This is a genomic window from uncultured Dokdonia sp. (assembly GCF_947496725.1).
Classification (GTDB): domain Bacteria; phylum Bacteroidota; class Bacteroidia; order Flavobacteriales; family Flavobacteriaceae; genus Dokdonia.
In genome coordinates this window covers 264,280-289,393 of sequence record NZ_CANMDS010000001.1, presented here as the reverse complement: position 1 = coordinate 289,393, position 25,114 = coordinate 264,280, and the positions used below count along the sequence as shown (strand labels likewise).

19 protein-coding genes are annotated in these 25,114 nt (G+C 37.3%); 13 read left to right on the top strand and 6 right to left on the bottom strand.

The features are described from left to right. Nucleotides 1–39: 39 nt before the first annotated feature. Nucleotides 40–990, top strand: coding sequence for a calcium/sodium antiporter (locus tag Q0948_RS01295; protein WP_298348290.1), 951 nt, complete (start codon nucleotides 40–42; stop codon nucleotides 988–990). A 222-nt stretch (nucleotides 991–1,212) separates the two neighbouring features. Here Q0948_RS01295 and Q0948_RS01290 read toward each other — a convergent pair whose 3' ends face one another. Continuing rightward, a complete protein-coding gene (locus tag Q0948_RS01290) occupies nucleotides 1,213–2,223 on the bottom strand; it encodes a glutamine synthetase beta-grasp domain-containing protein (RefSeq protein ID WP_298348292.1) in 1,011 nt (336 codons plus the stop codon). Between the two features lie 311 nt (nucleotides 2,224–2,534). On the opposite strand from Q0948_RS01290, the gene Q0948_RS01285 reads away from it, so the two are divergent. The 8 genes from Q0948_RS01285 to Q0948_RS01250 all read left to right on the top strand — a co-directional run bounded on the left by Q0948_RS01285 (nucleotide 2,535) and on the right by Q0948_RS01250 (nucleotide 13,867). Then, complete coding sequence (locus Q0948_RS01285; RefSeq protein WP_298348294.1) at nucleotides 2,535–4,718, top strand: glutamine synthetase III; 2,184 nt, start codon at nucleotides 2,535–2,537, stop codon at nucleotides 4,716–4,718. Nucleotides 4,719–5,056: 338 nt separating this feature from the next. Beyond that, nucleotides 5,057–6,958, top strand: a complete 1,902-nt coding sequence (locus tag Q0948_RS01280; RefSeq protein ID WP_298348296.1) for a hypothetical protein — start codon at nucleotides 5,057–5,059, stop codon at nucleotides 6,956–6,958. A 635-nt stretch (nucleotides 6,959–7,593) separates the two neighbouring features. Next, nucleotides 7,594–9,120, top strand: coding sequence for a hypothetical protein (locus tag Q0948_RS01275; RefSeq protein ID WP_298348298.1), 1,527 nt, complete (start codon nucleotides 7,594–7,596; stop codon nucleotides 9,118–9,120). 116 nt (nucleotides 9,121–9,236) lie between these two features. Continuing rightward, entirely contained in the window at nucleotides 9,237–9,734 is a 498-nt protein-coding gene (locus Q0948_RS01270; protein WP_298348300.1) for a hypothetical protein, read from the top strand. A gap of 33 nt (nucleotides 9,735–9,767) precedes the next feature. After that, the gene (locus tag Q0948_RS01265; RefSeq protein WP_298348302.1) at nucleotides 9,768–10,529 is read left to right on the top strand and encodes a CsgE family curli-type amyloid fiber assembly protein; all 762 of its coding nucleotides are present in this window, start codon (nucleotides 9,768–9,770) and stop codon (nucleotides 10,527–10,529) included. A gap of 13 nt (nucleotides 10,530–10,542) precedes the next feature. Further along, the gene (locus Q0948_RS01260; protein ID WP_021778685.1) at nucleotides 10,543–10,950 is read left to right on the top strand and encodes a curli production assembly/transport component CsgF; all 408 of its coding nucleotides are present in this window, start codon (nucleotides 10,543–10,545) and stop codon (nucleotides 10,948–10,950) included. A gap of 8 nt (nucleotides 10,951–10,958) precedes the next feature. Beyond that, entirely contained in the window at nucleotides 10,959–12,356 is a 1,398-nt protein-coding gene (locus Q0948_RS01255; RefSeq protein ID WP_298348305.1) for a CsgG/HfaB family protein, read from the top strand. Between the two features lie 5 nt (nucleotides 12,357–12,361). After that, complete coding sequence (locus Q0948_RS01250; RefSeq protein ID WP_298348307.1) at nucleotides 12,362–13,867, top strand: carboxypeptidase regulatory-like domain-containing protein; 1,506 nt, start codon at nucleotides 12,362–12,364, stop codon at nucleotides 13,865–13,867. A gap of 218 nt (nucleotides 13,868–14,085) precedes the next feature. On the opposite strand, the gene Q0948_RS01245 is transcribed toward Q0948_RS01250, so the two are convergent. Both Q0948_RS01245 and Q0948_RS01240 read right to left on the bottom strand, forming a co-directional pair. Then, nucleotides 14,086–14,433 carry a hypothetical protein gene (locus Q0948_RS01245; protein WP_298348309.1) on the bottom strand — a complete coding sequence of 116 codons (348 nt, stop codon included), beginning with the start codon at nucleotides 14,431–14,433 and terminating at the stop codon, nucleotides 14,086–14,088. 176 nt (nucleotides 14,434–14,609) lie between these two features. Then, entirely contained in the window at nucleotides 14,610–17,990 is a 3,381-nt protein-coding gene (locus tag Q0948_RS01240; RefSeq protein ID WP_298491227.1) for an ankyrin repeat domain-containing protein, read from the bottom strand. A gap of 281 nt (nucleotides 17,991–18,271) precedes the next feature. On the opposite strand from Q0948_RS01240, the gene Q0948_RS01235 reads away from it, so the two are divergent. From Q0948_RS01235 to Q0948_RS01220, 4 genes are all read left to right on the top strand, one after another. Then, nucleotides 18,272–19,453 (top strand): AIR synthase related protein, encoded by a 1,182-nt coding sequence (locus tag Q0948_RS01235; RefSeq protein WP_298348313.1) that lies wholly within the window; start codon nucleotides 18,272–18,274, stop codon nucleotides 19,451–19,453. A gap of 980 nt (nucleotides 19,454–20,433) precedes the next feature. Next, nucleotides 20,434–21,513: a peptide chain release factor 1 gene (gene prfA, locus Q0948_RS01230; protein ID WP_021778694.1), complete on the top strand. Its 1,080-nt coding sequence runs from the start codon at nucleotides 20,434–20,436 to the stop codon at nucleotides 21,511–21,513. Between the two features lie 7 nt (nucleotides 21,514–21,520). After that, nucleotides 21,521–22,342 (top strand): orotidine-5'-phosphate decarboxylase, encoded by an 822-nt coding sequence (gene pyrF, locus Q0948_RS01225; RefSeq protein WP_298348317.1) that lies wholly within the window; start codon nucleotides 21,521–21,523, stop codon nucleotides 22,340–22,342. Nucleotides 22,343–22,344: 2 nt separating this feature from the next. Next, complete coding sequence (locus tag Q0948_RS01220) at nucleotides 22,345–23,136, top strand: ABC transporter substrate-binding protein (RefSeq protein ID WP_298348319.1); 792 nt, start codon at nucleotides 22,345–22,347, stop codon at nucleotides 23,134–23,136. Here Q0948_RS01220 and Q0948_RS01215 read toward each other — a convergent pair. The 3 genes from Q0948_RS01215 to purU form a co-directional block, all read right to left on the bottom strand. After that, nucleotides 23,125–23,295 (bottom strand): Lacal_2735 family protein, encoded by a 171-nt coding sequence (locus tag Q0948_RS01215; RefSeq protein WP_298348321.1) that lies wholly within the window; start codon nucleotides 23,293–23,295, stop codon nucleotides 23,125–23,127. The two genes, Q0948_RS01220 and Q0948_RS01215, sit on opposite strands and share 12 nt — an antisense overlap. Before the next feature lie 114 nt (nucleotides 23,296–23,409). After that, nucleotides 23,410–24,120, bottom strand: a complete 711-nt coding sequence (locus Q0948_RS01210; RefSeq protein ID WP_298348323.1) for a DUF4197 domain-containing protein — start codon at nucleotides 24,118–24,120, stop codon at nucleotides 23,410–23,412. Between the two features lie 81 nt (nucleotides 24,121–24,201). Continuing rightward, nucleotides 24,202–25,056 (bottom strand): formyltetrahydrofolate deformylase, encoded by an 855-nt coding sequence (gene purU, locus Q0948_RS01205; protein ID WP_298348325.1) that lies wholly within the window; start codon nucleotides 25,054–25,056, stop codon nucleotides 24,202–24,204. Between the last annotated feature and the right edge of the window lie 58 nt (nucleotides 25,057–25,114).

Here is a 25,114-nt window from a genome sequence, read left to right as displayed (position 1 = left end):
GAGTATAATTATTATCTTCGCCGTAATAAAAAACATTATATGAGCATATTTTTTATCCTAGTTGGATTAGTACTGTTAGTAGTAGGAGGGGAGTTTTTGGTACGAGCATCTGTGGGGTTATCTTTTAAACTCAACCTGTCTAAAATGGTGATAGGACTTACAGTTGTATCTTTTGCAACCTCTGCTCCAGAACTACTGGTAAGCGTGCAGGCAGCGCTAGATGGGAGCTCAGACATTGCACTTGGTAATGTAATAGGGTCTAATATTGCAAACATAGGGCTTGTGTTAGGTATAACGGCAGTAATATCTGCCCTGGCCATAGACCGAGACTTTTACAGATTTAACTGGCCGGTGATGGTACTATTCTCACTTGCACTTTACTTCTTACTTTCTAACGATGGTAAGCTTACAGCAGTAGAGGGTGGTGGTCTACTTGCGGCGCTGGGTGTGTACTTGTTTTTCTTGATACGTCGCGCTCGTAAAAGTAGAGAAGAAGAAGATGCAGATGGTGTAGATGAGGGGCTAGGACAAGCCTCTTATTTTAAAATATTTATATGGTTATTTATAGGTGCACTTGCGCTATATTTTGGGTCAGAATGGCTAGTCTCTGGAGCAAAAGATCTTGCTACAGCAGTAGGTATAAGTGAGTATGCAATCTCTGTTACAGTAATTGCCATAGGTACGAGTGTGCCAGAACTTGCGGCTTCTGTCATCGCTGCGCTCAAAAAGGAAAAAGCGATCTCACTAGGTAATCTTATAGGTTCTAATATTTTTAATATTGCCTCTGTGCTAGGCTTTACATCGCTTATAAAGGATATAAACGTTGTAGATGATGCTATTTTAGGGACTAATATTTACTGGATGCTAGGCTTTGCTATTGTACTCTTACCACTAGCATTTATACCAAAAACATTGCAGATAGGTCGTTTTAAGGGCTTATTTCTTGTAGGTGCCTATATCTTATTTATTGCGCTTGCATTTTCGGCTTAATTTCTTGACTTCGTTTATAAAATAAATATCTAGTCTTCTCAATTATTTAATTGCAAGGAATGTATGTTGTCTTCTATAGGCAATTTTAAGTCATCGAATACTGTCTATAGATATGATGAAATTAATTGTTTTATTATATGAGACGTGTTTACGCTTTCGCGAAAGCGCAAAAAAAATGCCCAACCTAAGTTGAGCATTTTTCACAATATAATTAAATCAGAATTAAACCTTTGCTGTTTTTACAGTCTCGATAATACGACCTGCTACTCTGTATGGATCTGCGTTTGAAGCTGGACGACGGTCTTCTAACCATCCTTTCCATCCTTGCTCTACAGTGATAATAGGGATACGTATAGATGCTCCTCTATCTGATACTCCGTAAGAGAAGTCATTTATAGATGCAGTCTCGTGATCTCCTGTAAGACGTAGTTCGTTGTGGGCTCCGTATGCTTTGATGTGTTCTTTTGTAAATGGACGGAAAGCCTCACATATTGTATTGTAAGTCTCTTCAGATCCACACGTTCTCAATGTTGTGTTTGAGAAGTTTGCGTGCATTCCAGAACCGTTCCAGTCTCCTTTTATTGGTTTTGGGTGATAATCTATGTACCATCCGTACTGCTCAGTAAGACGATCTAGTAGGTAACGAGCAATCCAGATCTCATCTCCTGCTTTCTTTGCTCCTTTTGCAAAAAGTTGGAATTCCCACTGTCCAGAAGCAACCTCTTGGTTAATTCCTTCAAAGTTAAGACCAGCTTCTATACAAAGATCTGCGTGCTCTTCTACAAAGTCACGACCGTGTGTGTTTTTACCACCTACAGAACAGTAATACATACCTTGTGGTCCAGGGTATCCACCTATTGGGAATCCTAATGGTAGTTGTGTTTCTGTATCCATAATGAAATACTCTTGCTCAAAACCGAACCAGAAGTCATTATCATTATCATCTATTTTTGCTCTATGGTTTGACTCGTGCGGAGTACCATCTGCACTTAAAACCTCAGTCATTACTAAAAATCCATTTGCACGTTGTGGATCTGGGTAGATAGCAACTGGCTTTAAAAGACAGTCTGAAGCTCCACCAGAAGCTTGCTTTGTAGAAGAACCATCAAAAGACCATACTGGACAGTCTTCTAGTTTACCACTAAAGTCGTTTACAACCTTAGTTTTACTTCTCATATTTTGCGTCGGTGTATACCCGTCTAACCAAATGTATTCTAATTTTGACTTGCTCATAATAGCATTTATGTTTTTAGTTAACGAGGGCAAAGATAAAATAATTTTGAAATGCAGTATCAATTATGGGGTTGATTTATTAAAAATTATATCATCTTATTAACAACCCCTCAAAATTTAGGGGGTGTGTAAAAAATGTGACATTTTTTTGTAAATCTCTTATATTTGCAATGTATATAAGGTGAGAAATAAAGAAATTAATAAACACCTTTACTATGTATAAGGAGTTTCCTTATCGCAAAAGAAGATTATATCAAACACGATAGTGCGCTGTTATCAAGAGAGTCACTATCATACAGCATTCTATATTTATGTCAAAATTACGTTTTCAAGCACTGCACGATGTGCAACATAGACCTGCAGTTACTTTTGAATCACTAGGACGACCATCGTCTTTATATAAGTCTAGTGTCTTTGGGGAGCAAGCTATGCGACAGTATTTGTCAAAATCTACGTTTGATAGTGTGCAAACGGCCATACGTAAAGGTGATAATATAGATCGCATCACTGCAGATGCTATAGCGACAGGTATGAAATCTTGGGCGCTAGAAAAAGGAGCAACCCATTACACACACTGGTTTCAACCACTTACTGGTGCTACTGCAGAGAAGCACGATGCTTTTTTTGAAGTTACACCAGAGGGTCACGTCATAGATAAATTTGACGGCGCACAGCTCGCACAACAAGAACCAGATGCTTCAAGTTTTCCTCACGGAGGGATACGTAATACTTTTGAAGCACGTGGTTATACCGCCTGGGACCCTACGTCGCCTGCATTTATATATGATAACACACTTTGTATACCTACAGTTTTTGTAGCTTATACTGGAGAGGCTCTTGACTTTAAGACTCCGCTACTCAAAGCGCTTAATGTAATAGATGAGGCCGCGACAGATGTTGCTCGCTATTTTAATAAAAATGTAAATAAGGTAACTGCAACATTAGGGTGGGAGCAAGAGTTTTTTCTTGTAGATGCATCACTCGCTGCTGCGAGACCAGACTTAACACTTACAGGGAGAACGCTTTTAGGTCACGCTGCGGCAAAAGGACAACAGCTGGATGATCATTACTTTGGTTCTATTCCTATTCGTGTGCTAGCATACTTAAAAGAGCTAGAGCAAGAATGTCTCTTGCTAGGGATACCGGTAAAAACAAGACATAATGAGGTAGCGCCAAATCAGTTTGAGATGGCTCCAGTATATGAAGAGGCAAATCTTGCGGTAGATCATAATGCCCTACTTATGGATATTATGCAAAAGGTCGCCCAGCGTCACCATTTTAAGGTGCTCTTTCACGAGAAGCCTTTTGATGGTATAAACGGTAGTGGTAAACATAATAACTGGTCGCTAGCTACAGATACAGGTGTCAACCTATTAAGCCCAGGTAGCACACCTATGAAGAATTTACAGTTTTTAACCTTCTTTGTAAATACCATAAAAGCTGTTTATGAGCACGAGGCACTACTACGAGCATCTATTGCTAGTGCGGGTAATGATTATAGACTGGGAGCAAACGAGGCACCACCAGCAATCATCTCTGTCTTTATAGGATCACAGCTTACTAGAGTACTAGATGAACTTGAGAAGGTAACAGATGGAAAGCTGTCACCACAAGAAAAAACAGACCTTAAGCTCAATGTTATAGGTAAAATACCAGAGATTTTACTTGATAATACTGATCGCAACCGTACATCACCCTTTGCCTTCACTGGTAATAAGTTTGAGTTTAGAGCAGTAGGAGCTACTGCAAACTGTGCAAACCCTATGACCGTTCTTAACGCCATTGTTGCCCAGCAACTCATAGCCTTTAAGAAAGAAGTAGACACGCTAGTGGATACCAAGGATATGAAAAAGGATGATGCCATCTTTAACGTACTGCGAGAGTATATTAAGGACAGCAAGAATATACGATTTGAAGGTGATGGATATGGTGACTCTTGGGAAAAAGAAGCAAAAAAACGTAAGCTTAGTAATAACAGAACAACAGTAGAGGCTCTAAAGGCTAGAGTAAGTAAAGCTAGTGTAGCGCTTTTTGACTCATTACAGATTATGAATACTGTAGAGATACAGGCACGTTATGAGATAGAGCTCGAGGAGTATGTAAAACGTATACAGATAGAGAGCCGTGTTCTTGGAGATGTTGCTCGTAATCATATCATCCCTACAGCCTTACGATATCAAAATGTACTTATAGATAATGTGCGAGGCCTAAAAGATATTTATGGTGATGATTATACCGCTTTCGCGAAAGCGCAAACAACCATCATAAAATCCTTATCAAATCACATCGCTAGTATTAATACACTTATCACAGAAATGATAGATGTACGTAAAAAATCTAATGGTCTTGAATTAGAGAAAAAAGCAGGTGATTATGCAGATAAAGTAAAGCCTTATTTTGAACTTATAAGGAAACAATGTGATAAGTTAGAATTACTTGTAGAAGACGATTTATGGCCTTTGCCAAAATATAGAGAGCTTCTTTTTGTAAATTAATTACAGTTTTCTGTAAGATTTTTCAAATCTATTTTAGATTTATTATTCGGTAATAGGTAGTTGTCTTTTTGTGACACCTCCTTTTTACTAGGGTTTCTGTGTGCTCTGATTATGAGTATTTTACACTTTGTCGAAAACTGTGTTTGTGATAGTGTAAAATCATTTTAAGCAAGTTAACTTGCACCTATACTCGATTATAATTTCCTCCTTAGAGTATTTTTCCCCCGTAATATCAAGTTTTGGCTTTCACATTTTTGATGATGATGACGTTTCTGTTGTTGGCCTATATTGACGTGTTTTTATTAACCATTTATATATTAATCAATAACTTTTTTATTATGAAAAAATTACTAATGAGCGCTGCTGCACTAGCTATTTGTTCTGTTGCTTTTGGACAGAATACTAGTACAGTAAGCCAGACAGGAACAACAAATGGACAACTTACCTTACAATTAGGAAGTAACACCTCTACAATCACACAAGATGGATTGAACTCTGGACCTACGGCTGGAGGAGATAGTAACATTGCAGGAGTACTGCAGGTAGGAGCTAGTACATCTACTATATCTCAACTAGGAGATCGTAACCTAGCTGGGGTTGCTCAGTTTGGGTTAGGTAACAGTGCAAATATTGATCAAGGTGTAGGTTATGCCGAAGATAACGTTGCGGGAACACTACAGATAGGAAACGGTAATACAGCTTCACAAAAGCAACGTTATGATAACAATACTGCAGGAATTCTTCAAGTAGGAGATGATAACACGGCAACACAAGACCAGTCTACATTAACAAACGGAGCTATGGGTAGTACTGCTACTATAGATCAAGATGGTGATGATAATACGGGTACACAAGTACAAAGAGGTGAAGAAAACTTAGCAACTCTTGTACAATTTGGAGATGATAACACAAGTACAGAAAACCAGACAGGTGATCGTAATGATAGTGATGTACTTCAGGTAGGTGATGGAAATGATAGTGATGTTGACCAGATGGGAGACGAGAATGAATCTCGTGTAGATCAAGATGGTGATATGAACATTGCGAGTGTAGATCAAAATGGTTTTAGCAACAAAGCAGTAGCTATTCAAAAAGGAAATAGTAATGGGTCTATTACAACCCAAGATGGAGATAATAATTATTCTTGGACACGTCAAAGAGGGGATTTTAACACAGCAGATGTTAATCAACTTGGAGACAGAAATAGAGCTGTTACCGACCAAAATGGGGATGGAAACTATGCAGAAACTGATCAAGGAGATGCTACTGGTTTCTATATATTTGGTACTCCTGGTAATGACAATGATTCAGAAATTCGCCAAACAGGAAATAATAACCTAGGATTTTCAAGACAATTAGGAGATTCTAACTTGGCAACAACGACAACAACAGGAGATAGTAACTTCGCGGCAACATTCCAGTTAGGCGATTCTAACGAATCTGAGGTGATTCAAGAAGGTAATGGTAATTTTGCACAATCTTTTCAATATGATTTTTCTGATGGCAATGCCGATAATAATATGGCTTATACTCGTCAGAGAGGAAATGATAATATTGCGAGTACTGATCAAATAGGTGATAACAACGATTCAAGAATTATTCAGGGAGCTGGTTTTGGAGATGATAACACTGCAGATGTGAACCAAACCGGAGATGATAACAACTCAGTGGTACGTCAGTTTAGAGATGATCATACTGCTACAGTTAGTCAAACAGGAGATAATAATGATTCTGATGTTTTACAAAGAATGGGAGATGGTAACCAAGCGTACATTGTACAAACTGGTGACGATAACGTTTCTGATGTAGATCAAGATGGAGATGCAAACCTTACAAATGTAGACCAAGTAGGTAACTTAAACTTTTCTCAAGTAGCACAAGATGGTACATCAAATTTGGCAGATATAGATCAGTCTGGTGATGTAAACTTCTCTTATGCAGGTCAAGTAGGTACAGGAAACTCTTCTACCGTTAGTCAGACATCTACTGGAGTATTTTTAGGTCTTGGTAATGCGTCTATCACATTACAAGATGGTATGAACAATACATCTACAGTAACACAAAACGGGAGTGCAAACGCTTCACTAGTTGGGCAGTTAGGTATGGGTAACACTTCTACTGTTAGTCAGACGGGAGTTCTTAACTTACAGATTACTGGACAAGCGGGAACAGGTAACACTGCTTCAACTACTCAGGTAGGTGTAGGTAACGGTTCTGTAACACTGCAGGCAGGATTTTAATAACCTTTAATTGTATGCTGCGTGGGTATGCGTAGTATACACTTAGTATCTCCGTACCCGATAACATAATTATTTCATAGTAATTATATGAATGGATAAAGCACCGCCCTAGCGGTGCTTTTTTCGTTACATTATTAAGAGTATTTACTTCAAATTATACAGATTATTCATTTTGTGATTACGCTTTCGCGAAAGCGTACCCCTTAACACCTACTATTTTTAAATCTATTAAAACCTTGCTATCGGGTACGTAGTTTTTAACTTGTAACTTATTGATATATAGATTGAAAACTAGACCTTTAGATGTAAGAATTATCTTAATCTCAATAACCCTTCTTTATTAAAGGGCATTTACCCCTCGCTCGTGAGTACTAGTAATTATGGGGTGTTGAGAGTTTTAAAGGCAGAGGAAGCTCTCCCTTTATCGAAAACTTTCGTTTCGATGTTGACTAAGGGTACAATTTGCATAATTTAGCAATGTATTACAAAAACAATCCTCCCCCTCGTAATATATCTCCCCCGTAATAAAAGTATTGGTATAGCGCACATTATAGATGATGCTGTTGACGCGTGTGACCATTTTTAAACTGTATTTATTAACCATTTATATATTTATTAATTAAACCTTTTTTATTATGAAAAAATTATTATTAAGTGCTGCGGCGCTTGCGTTTTGCACTGTTGGTTTTGCACAAAACAATGACAGTGATGTAGATCAGAGAGGAACACTTAACACATCTGGAGTTCTACAAGTAGGAGGAAACAACACCTCTGTAGTAGATCAAGATGGTAGAAACAACGCGGCTGGTGGAGATTCTAACAGTGCTCTTGTAGTACAGTTAGGAAACCGTAACGCATCAGATGTATCTTCACAGGGTGATCGTAATACAGCTGGTGTTTTACAAGTAGGTAACCGTAACGGTGCTACGATAGACCAAGGAGTTGGATATGCAGAAGACAATGTTGCTTCTACAGTCCAGTTAGGAAACAGAAACACTGCTTCACAAAAGCAACGTTATGACAACAACCAGGCATTCATAAACTCTACTGGTAATCGTAATACAGCTATGCAAGATCAGTCTAGTATGAGTGAGAATGCTCCAGGAAACTTTGCAGATATTGATCAGGATGGTAACCGTAATATGGCATCTCAAACACAAAGAGGAGAGGCAAATGCTGCATTTATTACTCAAGATGGAAACCGTAATGACGCTACACAGACTCAAACTGGAGATGCAAACATTGCAACTAGTACTCAAACAGGTAATCGTAACACTTCTCTAGAAGATCAAGATGGAGATTTTAATGTTTCAACAAACGTACAGTTAGGAGATGATAATATGACAGATCACGCACAGAAGGGTGATTCTAACGTTGCATCTACTACACAAACAGGAACTTTTAATGATAGTAGTATTGATCAAGATGGTACTGGTAACAGTGCAATCACAGCTCAGTTAGGTACTGCAAATGATTCTGATGTAGAGCAGGATGGTACAGGCAACGCTTCTTTTGTAGCACAAGCTGGATTAGGAAACGTTTCTGATGTAAAGCAGGATGGAACAACAAATGGATCTTTAGTATTACAATTAGGAGTTGCAAATAATTCTGATGTTGATCAAGTAGGAACTTCTAATGGATCTTTTGTAGCACAACTAGGAGCTTTAAACAGTTCTACGGTATCACAAGATGGTAGCGGTAACGCATCTGCAGTTTTACAGGCAGGAGCTCTTAACAACTCAACAGTAAGTCAAGTAGGAAGTCTTAATGGATCACTAGTGGCGCAAGCAGGTATTGGTAACGGTTCTCTAGTAGCTCAAGCTGGTACTGGTAACGGTTCTACAGTTACTCAAACAGGATTTGGTAACGGTTCTATAGTAGGACAGTTAGGTACTGCAAATGGGTCTGTAGTAAATCAAGTAGGATCACTTAACGGATCATTAGTAGGTCAAGCAGGTGCATTTAACACATCTATAGTAGATCAAAACGGTATCGGTAACGGGTCTGCAGTTGGACAACTAGGAGGTGGAAACACTTCAACTGTTGATCAAGATGGACTTTTAAATGGTCAGGTAACTGGGCAATTAGGTAACGGTCATACTGCAACTACAACACAATTAGGTGCAGGAAATGGATCTATTACACTTCAAGCTGGATTCTAAGGAATTATAGTTCTAAAGACACAAATAATCACTACATTTAAGTGTGATTAAAAATAACCTGAAAAGGGTGTTGTGATCATTAATTCTCACACACCCTTTTCTTTATATAAAATATTATGAAAATCTATAGTTTATTAATTTTTGCATTTCTTTTTAGTGCATCACTAGCTGCTCAGACTAATGAGGCTGCACCAGAAACTATAAGTCGTTCTAATCTTGTTAATCTAGTAGCTACAGAGCAGTTACCTAGAGTAAATAATAATTTGCCTAATAATAGTGTGCTCATACAGCAGGTAGGTCAAGCTAATGCATCTTACGTTAATATAGTATCGTCTAGCTCTTCTGTTACAGTTTCTCAAAATGGTAATAGTAATGATGTTGCAATTGCCTTAAGAGGTAATAACATTTCAGAGAGTGTGTATCAATTAGGAAATGGAAATTCTGTAATAGATGTTTCTAGAAGCAATGCATCTGGATCTGGTATGCAGGTGATACAAAAAGGAAATAATTTAGAACTAGAAAGGTATGGAACTAGCCGTTCTTCTGGGCCTATAAAAGTAACTCAGACAGGTAACGGATCTGGTCAAGCTGTTATAGTTCGTCAGTTTAACTAATTTTATTACTTAGCTTCATAATAGCATACTTTAATGATGTTACGCTATAGTACATACATACTACTTACTGCGCTCATAATCTTGACAAACAAGATGCAGGCGCAAAAATTCTACAATACAGAAATTGCTGCAAAGATTGAGATAGTTGAGTCTAATGGACTTTACTTAATAACAGCAAATGCTTCTAATGTCACAGATCTAAATAGAAGTATCCGGTACAAGTTCTCAATAATAGAACGAGACGGAACAAATAACCCCAAAAAAGAAGAAGCAGAAGGAAGGTCTGTAATAGAGCCCTCTCAAAAAGTCATACTCAATGACTATGCTATGCTTATAGAAAAAAGTAAAGATGCACTTATCTTACTACTCATTTATGATGGTGATAATTTGATAGGTAAAGATCGTGTTATAGTCGCAGAGATTATAGATCAAATACCTAAAGTAGGACAAAGTAATATACTAAGCCAAGCGCTCCAAACGGGAGAATCTATAGGGCTTACAGGTTTGATTATAGAAGATACAAAAACAAAAGCTGGGCGTGATTTTTATAGATATTTCTTTCAGAAATGTAATATCAATAATATAAAATGGTCTAAAGATATTATAATAAAAGAGGATTTTGGACTTGGTAGGAGTACTGTTTTAAAAATAATAGAAGGTACTACTACTATCGTACAATTTAATGCACAACCTAGAGACGAGTTTTTAAGGAAAGCGTCAGAGGAGTGTATACGCAAAGTACAAGGTCACTTTAATCAACTAGCAAAAACAAAACAACTCTTAACATCATATTAATTCCAGACTACTTATGAAAAGTTTTATACTTATCGCAGGATTGTTTGTCACAGGTGGTTGCTTCTCACAGCAACTTGTGTACACTCCTAAAAACCCAAATTTTGGAGGAAGCTCGTTTAACTATGCCTGGCTACAATCATCTGCAGATGCTCAAAACTCATTTACAGATCCTAATGCGGTAGATCCATTTGCACAACAAACCGATCTTGAGCGCTTTACAGAAGATATAAATAGAACGCTGCTTAATAATATAAGTAATAGTATTACAAGGTCTTTATTTGGAGAAGATGGAGAGTTACAAGAAGGTACATTTACATTTGGGAGTCTTGAGGTTGAAGCTTTTCAAACTGCAGAGGGGCTTGTAATTAATATATTAGATATAAATACTGGGGAGACCACACAGGTCATTGTTCCTAACTAATAGTGATTATGAAGTATATTTTACAAATAGGCCTTTTAGTTTTAATACTTAGCACGCTATCTAGTTGCGGTACTTATTTTAACCAGCCATTAGGACCTGAAGAAGCTAGAACTGGAGAAAAGCTTGCAACTACAGATTCCCTTCTGGCATTGCCACCTACATCAAGAAGAATTGACGTGGGAGTATATAACTTTAGAGACCTCACTGGTCAATTTAAGGCTAGTGCTACTGCGAGTACATTTAGTACAGCGGTAACACAAGGATCTACCGCTATCTTGTTAAAAGCACTTGAGGATTCTAAGTGGTTTAGAACTCTAGAGAGAGAGAACCTAGGTAATTTATTACAAGAGCGTAATATTATAAAGCAAACTAGAGATGAAGCTAGAAAAACCACAAACCCAAACGAACCTAGGTTACCAGGTCTTTTATTTGCGGGTATCTTACTTGAAGGAGGTATCGTCTCTTATGATACAAATATTGTAACTGGAGGACTAGGCGCAAGATACTTTGGTATAAGTGGTTCTACACAATACCGTCAAGATAGAGTTACTGTTTATTTACGTGCCATTAACACTCAAAGTGGTGAGATTTTAAAAACTATTTATGTCTCAAAAACCATATTGTCACAGTCACTTGATGCTAGTTTGTTTAAATATGTAAACTTTCAGCGACTGCTAGAGGTGGAGACTGGTTTTACACGTAATGAGCCTGTACAACTAGCAATAAAGGAAGCCATAGAAAAATCTGTAAGGGGTCTTATTATAGAAGGTATAGAAGATAATTTATGGTCTACTAGTAAGGGTAGAGAACTCAATGAAAAAGTAGTAGCACAATATTATAAAGAAAAGGAACTAGAAGAGTCTACGCGATTATATGATAGAGTATATAAACCTAATGTAGCAAACTCACACTTTGACTTTGCTTTAGGAGCAAACCTCTTTGATGGAGACCTTGCAGATAAGAAATTTGGTGAGTTTGTACAGCTTGGTTACCAGACAGCGCTAGGCTCTACTTTTGGTTTACATTTTAACGGAAGGTATCAAAGATTTAAAGCCGGGACTGAGTTTGAGCAAGCCTATACTAGCCTTAACCTCAACCTCAATTATGAAATATTACCTACAGATAACTTCACACCTTTTATCTATGCAGGAGGCGGCTACCTCTTTGGTGATAACGATGTAAGCGCTCCTAAGGTTCAGTATGGCGGAGGTGTGCTCTACAAAGTAAGTGATAGAGTAGGACTCAAGTTATTTGCCGAACAAAATTTGACTTTTGTAGATGATGTAGATTTTGCCGTAAATGGTAGAAGAAATGATTTCTACTTCAATTTTGGTTTCGGGCTGAGGTATAGCATTTTAAAAGATAAAAACGAAGAGGTAGAAGACGAGGTAATCCCATTAAATTAATCAAAATGAAAACAGGTTTATATATATTCTTTTTATGTTGCACACTTAGCTTATTAGTAAGTTGTAGTGAAGACACATTAGGAGAATCAGGTATCGGTAATATTACGGGTGTTGTTGTTTTTGAAGGTGATAATACACCACAGGCAAATGTAAAAATATCTACAAACCCACCATCAAATACTGTTTTTACAGGAGAAGATGGAAGTTTTGATTTAGGTGAAGTCTTAGTAGGTGATTACTCCGTACAGGCCGAAAAGGCCGATTTTATAACAGCTTTTGAGCCTGCAACGGTTACAGAGGGTAGTACTACAAATGTCATTTTTGAATTACAACCAGAAACAGCAAATAATGTAGCACCTAGTATACCAATATTAGTCACTCCGGCAGATGAGGCAGAAGATGTGGCTCAAGACGTACTCTTTACTTGGACAGTAACAGATCCAGATCCTTTTGATGAACTAGTATATCAAGTAGAGTTACGTAATGATATGACTAATGAGATTCTTAATTTTCAGAACGTAACAGATACTTTTTTATCTGTAAATAATCTTGCCTTTTCTACAAAGTACTTCTGGCAAGTAACAGTAAATGATGGTATAAACCCAGATGTAAATAGTGAGTTTAGTTCTTTTAATACCATTGATGAGCCTAATAATAGATTAGTATTTGTACGTAAAGAGAGTAACGGTAATAATGTAATCTATTCTACAGATGACGGTTCTGAAACTGGATTAGGTCCCCTTGCTCTTACCTCGCAATCGTCTAATAGTTTTAGACCTAGACGTAATACAGAAGTAAATAAAATCGCTTTCTTACGTACCGTAGGAGGAGAGACACAACTATTTACAATGAATGAGGATGGGAGTGACGTTTTTCAAGTAACAGCATCACAACCTGTAAATGGTTTTAATCTAGAAGAAGTAGACTTTGCTTGGGAACCTACTGGAGAGAAATTATACTTCCCTAGTTTTGATAAATTATTTTCTATAAATACAGATGGAGGGGGCTTAGAGCTCGTTTATACCACGCCAGACGGTAGTTTTATCACAGAAGTAGAAAGAGCAAGATTTGACGACTTTTTCGTTATAAAAACTAATAATGTATCTGGTTATGCGGCAGAGATTCTTGTGCTAGATCTAGATGGTAACCTTATAGAGACGGCTGTAACAGGTTTTCAAGGAGCGTTAGGAGGTCTTGACATTTCTATCACAGGTGCCACCATCGTGTTTACTAGAGATGTCTCAGAGTTTGAAAACCCTAACTATCTACAACTAGACACACGTGTATTTACCTACGAGTTAGGCACGGGCAATACTCCAGTAGATGAGTCTGGTAGTAAACCTGCCGGAACAAATGATTTAGACCCACGTTTTTCACCTACTAATGCATCTATTATTTTTACAAATACACCTAATGATGAGGTCTCTGTAAGAGACATAGTGTCTTCTCAACTAGGTGATGATTCTAGGACTACACTAGTAGAAGATGGCGCTATGCCAGACTGGCAATAGGCTATATATATACTTATACTAAAAGCTCCTTTATAGTTATATAAAGGAGCTTTTTTTGTTCAAGTAAAATCAAAGAGTTTCTTTTTGATTGTTTAGCTCTCTTATGGTGTTTTCACTATCCAAATCTTGCGGTGTTTTATATTATCAATATAATTACGCTTTCGCGAAAGCGTACATACACTAAATCACATATTTAAATTATTGCTTTTTTTATGAAACTATTTGTTTGAGTCCAATTTATCTACCATCTGAAATATTAAAGAGATATGTAAAACTAACAGCCCCATCATAATTGGATTAATACCAAAACTTCCAAAACCAACTTTAAAAGTTGAGTAGTAAAAACCAACTAATCCAAAAATCCCAACCAATAGTGACATTCCAAAAACTAAATAGTAAGTCATTCTATTCTTATAATAGAAATAAGCCGAAATTATAACACTAGTAAGTCCAAGATAATGTTTTATATCAAAGACATATTTTGAAGTGAATACTACAAACAATGATACCAAAATCAGTACAACGGAGATTATTAATGGTATGATATCGTAATCTAATTTTTTCATAGGTGTTAATACAAATCAAAAATTAAAATAAGAGTTGCATTTTCAAGATTTGACTGAGCGATAAACTTACGTTTTTTTTCATAGATCTATCAAAGGTCAAGTGCGATTCGGAATAACTATATATAATTACGCTTTCGCGAAAGCGTACCTATAAACTTTAGAAATGTAATTTCACCTTAGGATTTTTTGCGTGCTTCTTTTTGTGCTTTTTTAATGATGTTTTTTAGCGCCTTGTTAGTGGTGTAATCCAAAGCAGTAAGATTGTTCTTATTTGTGAGTAGTGCATTTGCATCTGCCTCAAGTAAAGCTGTTACAGTGGGAAGTGCATTCTCGTTGCCACTAGCAGCTAGGTGTAATGGAGTCTCATCTCTTTTGTTTTGTGCGTTTACATCTGCTCCATAAGATATTAGAAGTTTTATCAAATCACTATCTGTAGTTTCATACGTCTCTGTAACTAGATGTAGGGGGTAATAACCATTTTCAAATGCTTCCGTAGGTGTTACACCTTGCTCGAGTACAAGTTTTGTTCCTTCTATAAAGTTAAATTTAAGAGAGAGCTCTAGGTCGTACTGTGTAGGTTTTGCACCATTCTCTATGAGTAATTTTGCAACATCTAGTTGTTTGTAACGCATCGCGTCTTCTAGAGCGATACTTGTACTTAAACCTCGTTCTATAAGTTCTTGTACAACTTTGAGATTTCCTTTTCTGGCAGCAGTAGAGATAAACGACGGGTCGATATGTTCTGTTTTTGCTAAGATGAGAAGAATAATATCTTCGTCCTTAGTTTCCATAGCAGCGTTAAGAGCCTCTTCTGTAACTGCACCTTTCTCTAGTAAATAGCCAGTAATTTCCTTATTACCGGTTTCTGTAGCATCTACAATAGCCTCGCTTACATTAGCCTGTCCTTGTTCTATAAGGATTTTTGATATGGCGAGATTTTCTTTTTTTACAGCTTCTTGTAATAGCGCCGGGTCTGCCGTAGCTGCTCCCTTGGTCACCAGGAAAGCGGTAATAGATTCATTTTCTCTAGATACGGCCGTTTTAATACCTTGAGATGGGTCTGCGTCGTTTTGCACAAGTAGCTCAACCATCTCAAGATTTTCCTTTGAGACGGCAAGGTCTAATGTTTGAGTGGCATCTATAGAGGCACTTTTTGTACTTATCACAGATTGCGCCAGCATCACACGGTCTTCTTGTACGGCAGCCTCTAGCGCTACAGCAGGAGTGCCGTTGTACGTATTAAGGGCATCATTAAAGAGTTGTGTGTCTTGAGACTTTGCGGCATATGAGAAAACCTCATCTGCAACGGCTTTGTTTTTTAATGATACTTCTATTGCTGGTTTGTTATCTTTCTCAATGGCATAGGTGAGTATCTCTGTGGCTTGAGCTCCACTCTTAAGTGCCATATCAAGTATGGCGGTGTTACTGTTATCTACCGCGACCTCTGCTGCAAGATTAGAATCAAGTTTTGCCTCTTTCTTAACAAAATAATTAAAGAGATCTGTATCATTTAGTTTTGCTACGACCTCAAGTGTTTCTCCGCTTGCTTCGGTAACAGGTACAATAACATTACGTAGAGCCATATTATCGTGCTGGGTTGCTCTGTCTAGAATGTAGGCATCTGCGGTAGAGCCTAGCTTAACAAATTTTTGAGCAAGATCTTCGTCATTATTTTCGGCAGCGAGAAGTAGTTCGTTTTTACCAGCTACAAATTCTTCAAACTCTTCACTCATTAACGCTTTTACAGTAGGGTAGTGGTAGAGCTCAAGCGCATAAGCTAAATCATTATTTCTAGGTATGGCTCCTTCTCTAAAGAGTGCATAAATTACATCTGCCTCTTTATAAGCCACCGCTTTATAAATCATATTATTTTTAGGCTTTGCTCCTCGTTCTAAAAGAATGAGTGCTTTTTCTCTCTCAAAATTTTTAGGTTCAAAAGCTACATCCAGATCTTCGGTATTAGGTATCACGCCATTATCTAGTACAAAGTTAAGAACATCGTTATCTTGTTTATTAGTAATGATGGCTTGTAGTAATCCATTTGCACCTACGTTTCCATTTTTTTTAAATAAGTCTTTTAATAACGGGATATTACCGGTCGCAGCAGCAGCAACAAGCTCTGTATCTAGTACATAATTATAAGTAGTTGTGATGTTCTCAATAAGGCCCTCGTCTTTAATAATCTCTGCAGTGTAGGTGATATCATAGATGTCCTTATCAATCGTTTCTAGCTCGATGGTTTTTTCTACTTTTTGCTTTAATATGTCTTTGTAATAGGTCTTTGCGTCTTCTGTACCAGAAACTCGCAAGCGCGTCCTGCCGCCTCCTTTTACTAGTTTTTTTGCATCATCCCATACACTTAGGTAGCCTCTTTTAAGGTCTTCGGCTTTTATGGTGATTATAACGTTTCTATCTAGAAATACTTCTTCGTCTGTAATAAGGGTTTCAAGACGGAGTCCACCCAACTCAATAAGCGGTTTTATATCAAGTATAGCATCGTCTTTTGAAAAGCCACCAAAAAATATATCTCCCGTGTAGTCTGTGCTCGTTGCATCCTCACCTCCCATATTTTTTTTAATAATCTTAGTGAGATCTTGCTTAAAGCGTAGGGAGTACTTTTTATAATATTTACTTGTTACTGGTCGCTGTACGGCCTTTTGAGCATAGGCAGTTGCGACTTCTATAACACTATCTAGCATTCTTACTTTTTTTGCCTTGTCTTCAACCTCTGGCATAGATACCGTTCTAAAGAGTTCTGAAAACGTTTGCAATGTGACCTCTATGGGCTTACTATTTTGAGATACGTTACCTTCCCAGTCTGTAAACCACTGCGCATCTTTTGTTCCTCCTATGGTATAGGTGTTGCTTTGCCCAGCATTTATATAAAGATCTGGATCACTAGCTCCTGTATGAGTTGCAATAATATCTTTTACAACCTGTTGTTGAAACTCATCTTTCTCGTATGGTGAGTAAATATAATCTGTGTTTTTAATGAGGTTTCTTTTTAAAAATATACCACCGTATACAACTTGGTCTGCATAATGAGTCCCGTATCTGTGTATAAAACCTTCTGGTGTAATATCACGCCCCAGTCTTGAAAAATCTGCCACCATCGCACTATCTAATGTTTTTGTAGAGCTTGTGCGTAGAGATTTACGTTCTATAGGTTTTCTCTTTTGAGTATATACAAAGAGTAGCTTGTCGCTGCCGTCTGCCTCAAAGGCCTCATAATATGCGTGACTATTAATAGACTGAAAAGGGCTGTCTAGAGAGTCTGTGCGTAAGAGTTCCTTCTCATACTCATAAGGGGTGGTGACAAAATGATAAGATACAGCAGGTGATGAGGAAATCTTACTTGTAGAGGAGCCACCCTTAAAAAGCAGTTTGCCCTTTGAAGATGTGCCCCAGTCTAGGGCATCTACATAGCGCACATCGAAGCCGTGACCCAAAACATCTTGTCGTTTGAGTCCATCATCTTGGCTCATCGCAGAGAGTGAGCTTAAAAGGAGGGCGATATGTAATATGTAGTAACTTTTATTAAAAAGAAAGTTGTTCAAGGTGTATAAGATTTAATAAATAGAATGGTTAATGAACCTTGAAAGTAGACATAAATAAGCAAAGAAAAAACTCAAATAGACTAAGGCATAAATTACTGGAATGAAGAGAGTTTGGTAAAATATTGATGTAAGAAAAAACTGATTTTTAGCGTCTATTTTACGCTTTCGCGAAAGCGTAATAACAACAACCCGCCACATTTTACAAATAGTTTATAACTGCAGGCTAGTCTATTTTACCTCTCATTAATTAATCCCTATTTTTGCGCCATAAAATCTACCTAATGAGCCAAGAAATTTCTAAACGATATGCACAACGCGGAGTATCTGCTGGTAAAGAAGATGTACACAACGCGATTAAAAATGTAGACAAGGGCTTGTTTCCCAAAGCATTTTGTAAAATCGTACCAGATGCACTTACAGGAGATGATGATTATTGTCTTGTAATGCACGCAGATGGCGCAGGGACAAAATCTGCTCTGGCATATATGTATTGGAAAGAAACGGGAGACATCTCTGTATGGAAGGGTATCGCTCAAGATGCGCTCATTATGAATATAGACGACCTACTATGTGTAGGTGCTACAGATCATATAATGTTATCTTCTACCATAGGGCGTAATAAGAACCTCATACCGGGCGAAGTAATTTCGGCTATTATTAATGGATCTGAAGAGTTACTAGAAGAGCTTAAGTCATACGGAGTAACCATACACAGTACCGGTGGAGAAACCGCAGATGTGGGTGATCTTGTGCGCACGATTATTGTAGACTCTACAGTAACGGCAAGAATGAAGCGTAGTGATGTGATAGATAATGCAAATATCACTCCTGGTGATGTAATTGTAGGTCTAGCATCTTTTGGTCAAGCTAGTTATGAGACCTCTTATAACGGTGGGATGGGAAGTAATGGTCTTACCTCTGCTCGTCACGACGTTTTTGATAACTACCTAGCTCAAAAATATCCAGAAAGCTTTGACGCAGCAGTACCTGAAGATCTAGTGTACAGTGGTTCAAAAAAACTTACAGACGCAGTTACAGATAGTCCTATAGATGCTGGTAAACTCGTATTATCACCTACTAGAACCTATGCACCTATTATAAAAGATATATTATCTAAATATAAGTCAGACAGTATACACGGTATGGTACACTGTAGTGGAGGAGCACAAACTAAAATTTTACACTTTGTAGAAAATCTACACATTATAAAAGATAACCTTTTTGAGACACCACCTTTGTTTAAATTAATTCAAGAGGAGAGTGGCACAGACTGGAAAGAAATGTATCAAGTCTTTAATATGGGGCACCGTATGGAGATTTATTGCCCTCAAGAGGTGGCAGATGATCTTATTGCGATATCAAAATCTTATAATGTAGATGCACAAATAGTAGGTAGGGTAGAAGATTCACCTTCTGGTAAAAAACTAAGTATAAGTAGTGCTAACGGTGATTTTACTTACTAGAAATAGGTAATCAATTGTTTGTAAGTAAATTACGTTACTATTAATTATTTTTTTTACTAGAATTCTTACAAAAAAATACTTACCTTAGATTCTTTTACTTGTAAAAAAGTAATAAGAATTTTAAGAATCCTCAACTAACAACGAAGTAATGAGATTTTCGCTAGGGAAGGTATGTAAATATTTACCATTAGTTACCGTAATCTTGATTGTACTCAATGTACTTTCTATATACTTAAGGGCTGACTATAATTTTTTTAGGTTCACGCCACTGTTTACTGTAGTTGTTTATCTTATCTATTACATTCTAAGAGCAAGCCGTATAAGATATCTCATTATTGGGATACTCATTATGCTAGTTTTGAGAGAGATTTCTGTTTTTTATTTTAATAAAAGCTCTGGGCAAATAGCATACATTTTATTGGGCTGCGTCTCATATGGCCTTATATGCATAAAACGTTTGGACCTATTTAGTACTTTCATAAAAGATAAGGCAGCCATATTGTACACTTTTATCTTTATGGCGCTTAACGTTTTTATACTTAATGAATTAATATCTCAAGTAAAGGAGAGTTACCAAGGCAGTTTTCAGTCGGGATTTGTTTTTCTATTCGGGATTATTATTACATTTTTAGGAGCTACGGCGATTTTGTATAATAGAGTGGCTAATAATAATAGGTCGCTTGCATTTATGTTTTTTGTCTTCTGTTTTATTTTTTCAGATGTGTCATCACTTCTAGCTTACTATTTTGGTATCAATCACTTCTATTACTTATATCATATCTTTTTTGTGTTTGGTTTAACTTTTTTCTTGTACACAGTACTAGATAATTCATCACAAGAAGAAGAACAGGGGGAATTAACAAACTATTCTTAATTATATAGAAGTCTTGTTTTCTCGCTTTCGCGAAAGCATACAACCGTATTTCTCTTTCATTCCTCGCTTAAATTATCGTAAATTCGCTACTTATTATAGAAAGTAGATGTTAGAAAAATTACAGATAGTAAAGCAGCGTTTTGATGAGGTAAGTGACCTTATCATACAGCCAGATATTATATCAGATCAAAAACGTTATGTCTCTCTTAACAAGGAGTATAGTGACTTAAAGGCACTAATGGATGTGCGTGAAGAATATATTGAGCTTACAGATAATTTTAAAGAAGCCGAAGAAATCATAGCAGACGGTAGCGATGCCGAGATGGTTGAAATGGCAAAAATGCAATATGAAGAAGCAAAATCTGGTATTCCTGAACTTGAGGAAAAAATCAGAATGATGCTTATCCCAAAAGATCCAGAAGATGCCAAAAACGTCGTAGTAGAAATACGTGCGGGAACCGGTGGTGACGAGGCAAGTATCTTTGCAGGAGATCTTTACAGAATGTACACTAAGTATGTAGATAGTGTGCCTGGGTGGAAACACAGTACGGTAGATTACTCAGAGGGTACCTCTGGAGGATTTAAAGAAATCCAGTTTGAGATTACAGGTCAAGATGTGTACGGTACAATGAAGTTTGAGGCTGGAGTGCACCGTGTACAACGTGTACCTCAGACAGAAACTCAAGGTCGTGTACACACCAGTGCTGCTACCGTAATGGTACTTCCAGAAGCCGAAGAGTTTGATGTACAAATAGAGCCTAAAGATGTACGTGTAGACTTTTTCTGTTCATCAGGGCCAGGAGGGCAGTCTGTAAATACAACCTACTCTGCAGTACGATTAACACACATCCCTACAGGACTTGTAGCACAGTGTCAAGATCAAAAATCACAACACAAAAACAAAGAGAAAGCCTTTAAGGTACTACGCTCACGTCTATATGATCTTGAACTTGCAAAAAAGCAAGAAGAAGATGCTGCAAAGCGTAACTCTCAAGTAAGTAGTGGTGACCGTAGTGCAAAAATACGTACCTACAACTATCCACAAGGACGTGTGACAGACCACCGTATAGGACTTACTTTATACGATCTCCAAAACATTATAAATGGAGATATTCAAAAAATACTAGAAGAGTTAAGACTTGTAGAAAATACAGAAAAACTCAAGTTCACCGAAGGAGAATTATAAGCACACAATGAAGACAGAAGATCTTATCTCGCAGATTAAAAAGAAACAATCTTTTCTTATTGTAGGTCTAGATACAGATCTTGATAAAATACCTAAGCACTTATTAAAAGAAGAAGATCCCATCTTTGCTTTTAATAAAGCCATTATAGATGCGACTCAAGACCTTTGTGTAGGTTATAAACCTAACACGGCATTTTATGAGGCTTATGGTCTTAAGGGCTGGAAGGCGCTGGAGAAAACCATTAATTATATTAATGAAACATACCCAGAGCAATTTACCATAGCAGATGCAAAACGTGGCGATATAGGTAATACGTCTACACGATATGCAAAAGCCTTTTTTGAAGATCTCAATTTTGACTCAGTTACCGTAGCGCCATATATGGGTAAAGACTCTGTAGAGCCTTTTCTCGCTTTTAAAGATAAGCATACCATAATGCTAGCCCTTACGTCTAACCAAGGTGCTTTTGACTTTCAGACCCAGACTATTAATGGGCAAGAGCTATATAAACACGTACTTGAGACTTCTAAGAGCTATGAAAATAGTGACCAGCTTATGTATGTAGTAGGTGCGACAAAGGCAGAGTATCTTACAGATATAAGAGCCATCATACCAGAAGCGTTTTTACTTGTACCGGGTGTAGGAGCACAAGGAGGTAGCTTACGTGAAGTATGTAAATATGGTATGACAGAAGATATTGGTCTTCTAGTTAATTCTTCAAGAGGTATTATCTATAATTCTCAAGGAGAAGATTTTGCCATTGCAGCACGTAATGTTGCCCAGCAAATGCAGTCAGAAATGCAAGAGATTTTAGTTCAAAACAGCTAGAGATGCACATAGTAGATCAGATGGGGCGATCCCTTACTTTTGATCATACGCCTGTGCGCATAGTCTCATTAGTGCCTAGCCAGACAGAGCTGTTGGTAGATCTAGGTTTACAATCTTCACTTGTAGGTATTACAAAATTTTGTGTTCACCCAGTGACTTTACGCAATGAAGTAAGCGTTGTGGGAGGTACAAAGCAAGTACATTTTGATAAGGTTAAGGCACTACAACCTGATATCATACTCTGTAATAAAGAAGAAAATACAGAGGAGATGGTTCGTATACTGCAAGATATTGCAACCGTACACCTATCTGATGTTAAGACGCTTCAAGATGCTCACAATCTTATCATACAATTTGGTACTATTTTTAATGTGACTCAACGTGCTACAACAATCACAACTCGCATTAAAGAAGAACAAGAACGCTTTCGCGAAAGCATAACAAAACCCATTAACACCCGTAAAGTTGGCTATTTTATATGGAAAGAGCCACTTATGGTTGTAGGTGATGATACCTTTATACATCACCTTATCGTGGAGCTAGGTTTTATAAATGCGTTTAAAAATAACGAAGGAAGGTATCCTACAGTTACCGAAGAAGATCTCAAAGACTTAGATTATGTATTCTTGTCTTCGGAGCCATTTCCTTTCTCAGAAAAGCACATAGAGGATTTTCAAAAAAATACAACAGCACAGGTAATACTTGTAGATGGCGAGTTTTTCTCTTGGTACGGCAGTAGGCTCATAAAAGCCTTTCCATATTTTGCCAGCCTGTGTAGAGATTTAAAACTTTAAGAACTTCATCTTTTTATCAAGCTGTAGAGCTTCATAGGTAAGCACATCGCTCTTAGCGTGATCTGTATACATAAGGTTATAAGACTCTTCTACAAGTTTTTGATGTTTGCGTTGCATAAAAGATTTGAGACGCTTATGTTTTGAGGCAACAGTATTCATACTTGATTAATTAGTTTTTGGGGATTCCTTTTATACATTAAATGTAAAAAAAATATTTCAACCAAAATGTTATAACTATATAAAAATCAAGCAATTAATGTAAGATTAATCTTGTTAATCTTGTAATGCAAACACACGCTTAAGTAAATCTGTAGTTCTACTTTGTGTTTTTGTTCTTATTTCTTTTTCCTCAACAGCGATCATTGTGTAGACACCTTGTAGCGCTTGTTGCGTTACATAATCTGTAAGGTCTGGATTTACATTATTTGTAAGAGGTAAGTCATTATACTTTGTGATGAGGTTAGTCCAGATTTGATCTGCGCCTACTTTTGCAAAGCTATTTTTAATTACAGGGTTGAATTTATTATACAATGCCGTGTTTGTTTTTCCTTCTAGATATTGAGTTGCCGCATTATCTGTTCCCAGTAAAATGGTGCGTACATCGTTAAAGGTAATTTGCTTCACCGCGTCTACAAAGATAGGTGTAGCCTCACTTACCGCATCTTCGGCAGCGCGGTTTAGGGCTTTTATACCTTCATCTGCAAGACTTCCTAAGCCTATTGCTCTTAGTGTTTTATCAACTTTTTGTAACTCCTCTGGTAATAAGATTTTTACCAATTCATTTTTATAAAAACCATCTGTAGAGGTAAGCTTTGTTACCTGTTTATCAATTCCAAAGTCTAACGCTTGCTTGAGACCACTACCTATCATCTGGTTGCTTATTCCAGAAGTTCCAGTTTCTGTAGGTAAACTATCTATAACGCCTTGTAATTCGGCACAAGAAACGAGTGAAAATAAAACGAGTGCAGCGATGATCTTTTTCATAATAATGTCATTTAAGTATTGTGGTAAATATAATTGATAATTACGCTTTCGCGAAAGCGTAACCCTGCTTATTCATTTCTTTTATGTAAAAATTATCGTCTTATTGCCATACACAAAGCATTTATGCTGTGCGTGTAATTTTATCGCTCTTGAGAGTACGATTTTCTCTAGGTCCCTACCTTTTGCAATGAGGTCTGGAATGGTGTGGCTGTGGGTTACACGTATGGTGTCTTGCTCGATGATGGGACCTGCGTCTAGTTCTTCTGTGACGTAGTGACTGGTGGTGCCTATAATTTTTACACCGCGAGCAAAGGCCGCGTGATAAGGTTTTGCACCTACAAAGGCAGGTAAGAAAGAGTGGTGTATGTTTATAATGCGATGTGGAAATTCATTTATTACCGTAGGCGTTACGATTTGCATATAGCGAGCTAGTACAATAAAGTCTACTTGATGTGCTTTGAGTAGTTTAAGCTGTTCTTGCTCTGCAGCAGCTTTGGTGTCTTTTGTCACTGGGATGTGATAAAACGGGATGTCAAAATTAGCCGCAATATGTGCGAGATCACTATGGTTACTTATGATAAAAGGAATGTCTACGTTAAGCTCGCCAGCGTTGTAGCGGCCTAGTATATCATAAAGGCAGTGATCATATTTTGACACAAAAATGGCCATTTTGAGTTTTTGCGTAGCGGGATAAAGTTGCCATTGCATCTCAAAGGGAGTTGCAAGCTTTTCTTTAAAAGCCGTTTTAAACTGTGCAGTGTTAAAGGAAGTATTTGTAAATACACACTCAAGGCGCATAAAAAATACATTTGCCACCGCATCTACGTGCTGATCTATATAGGTGGTGTTTCCTTCGTTTTCTAAAATGAAATTGGTCACCGAGGCGATAATTCCCTTTTGATCTTTGCAGTGTATAAGTAAGGTAAGATGTGCCATACGCTTGATTTTCTTACCTCTAAATTGCACATATTATAACGCAAATCACATATAAACT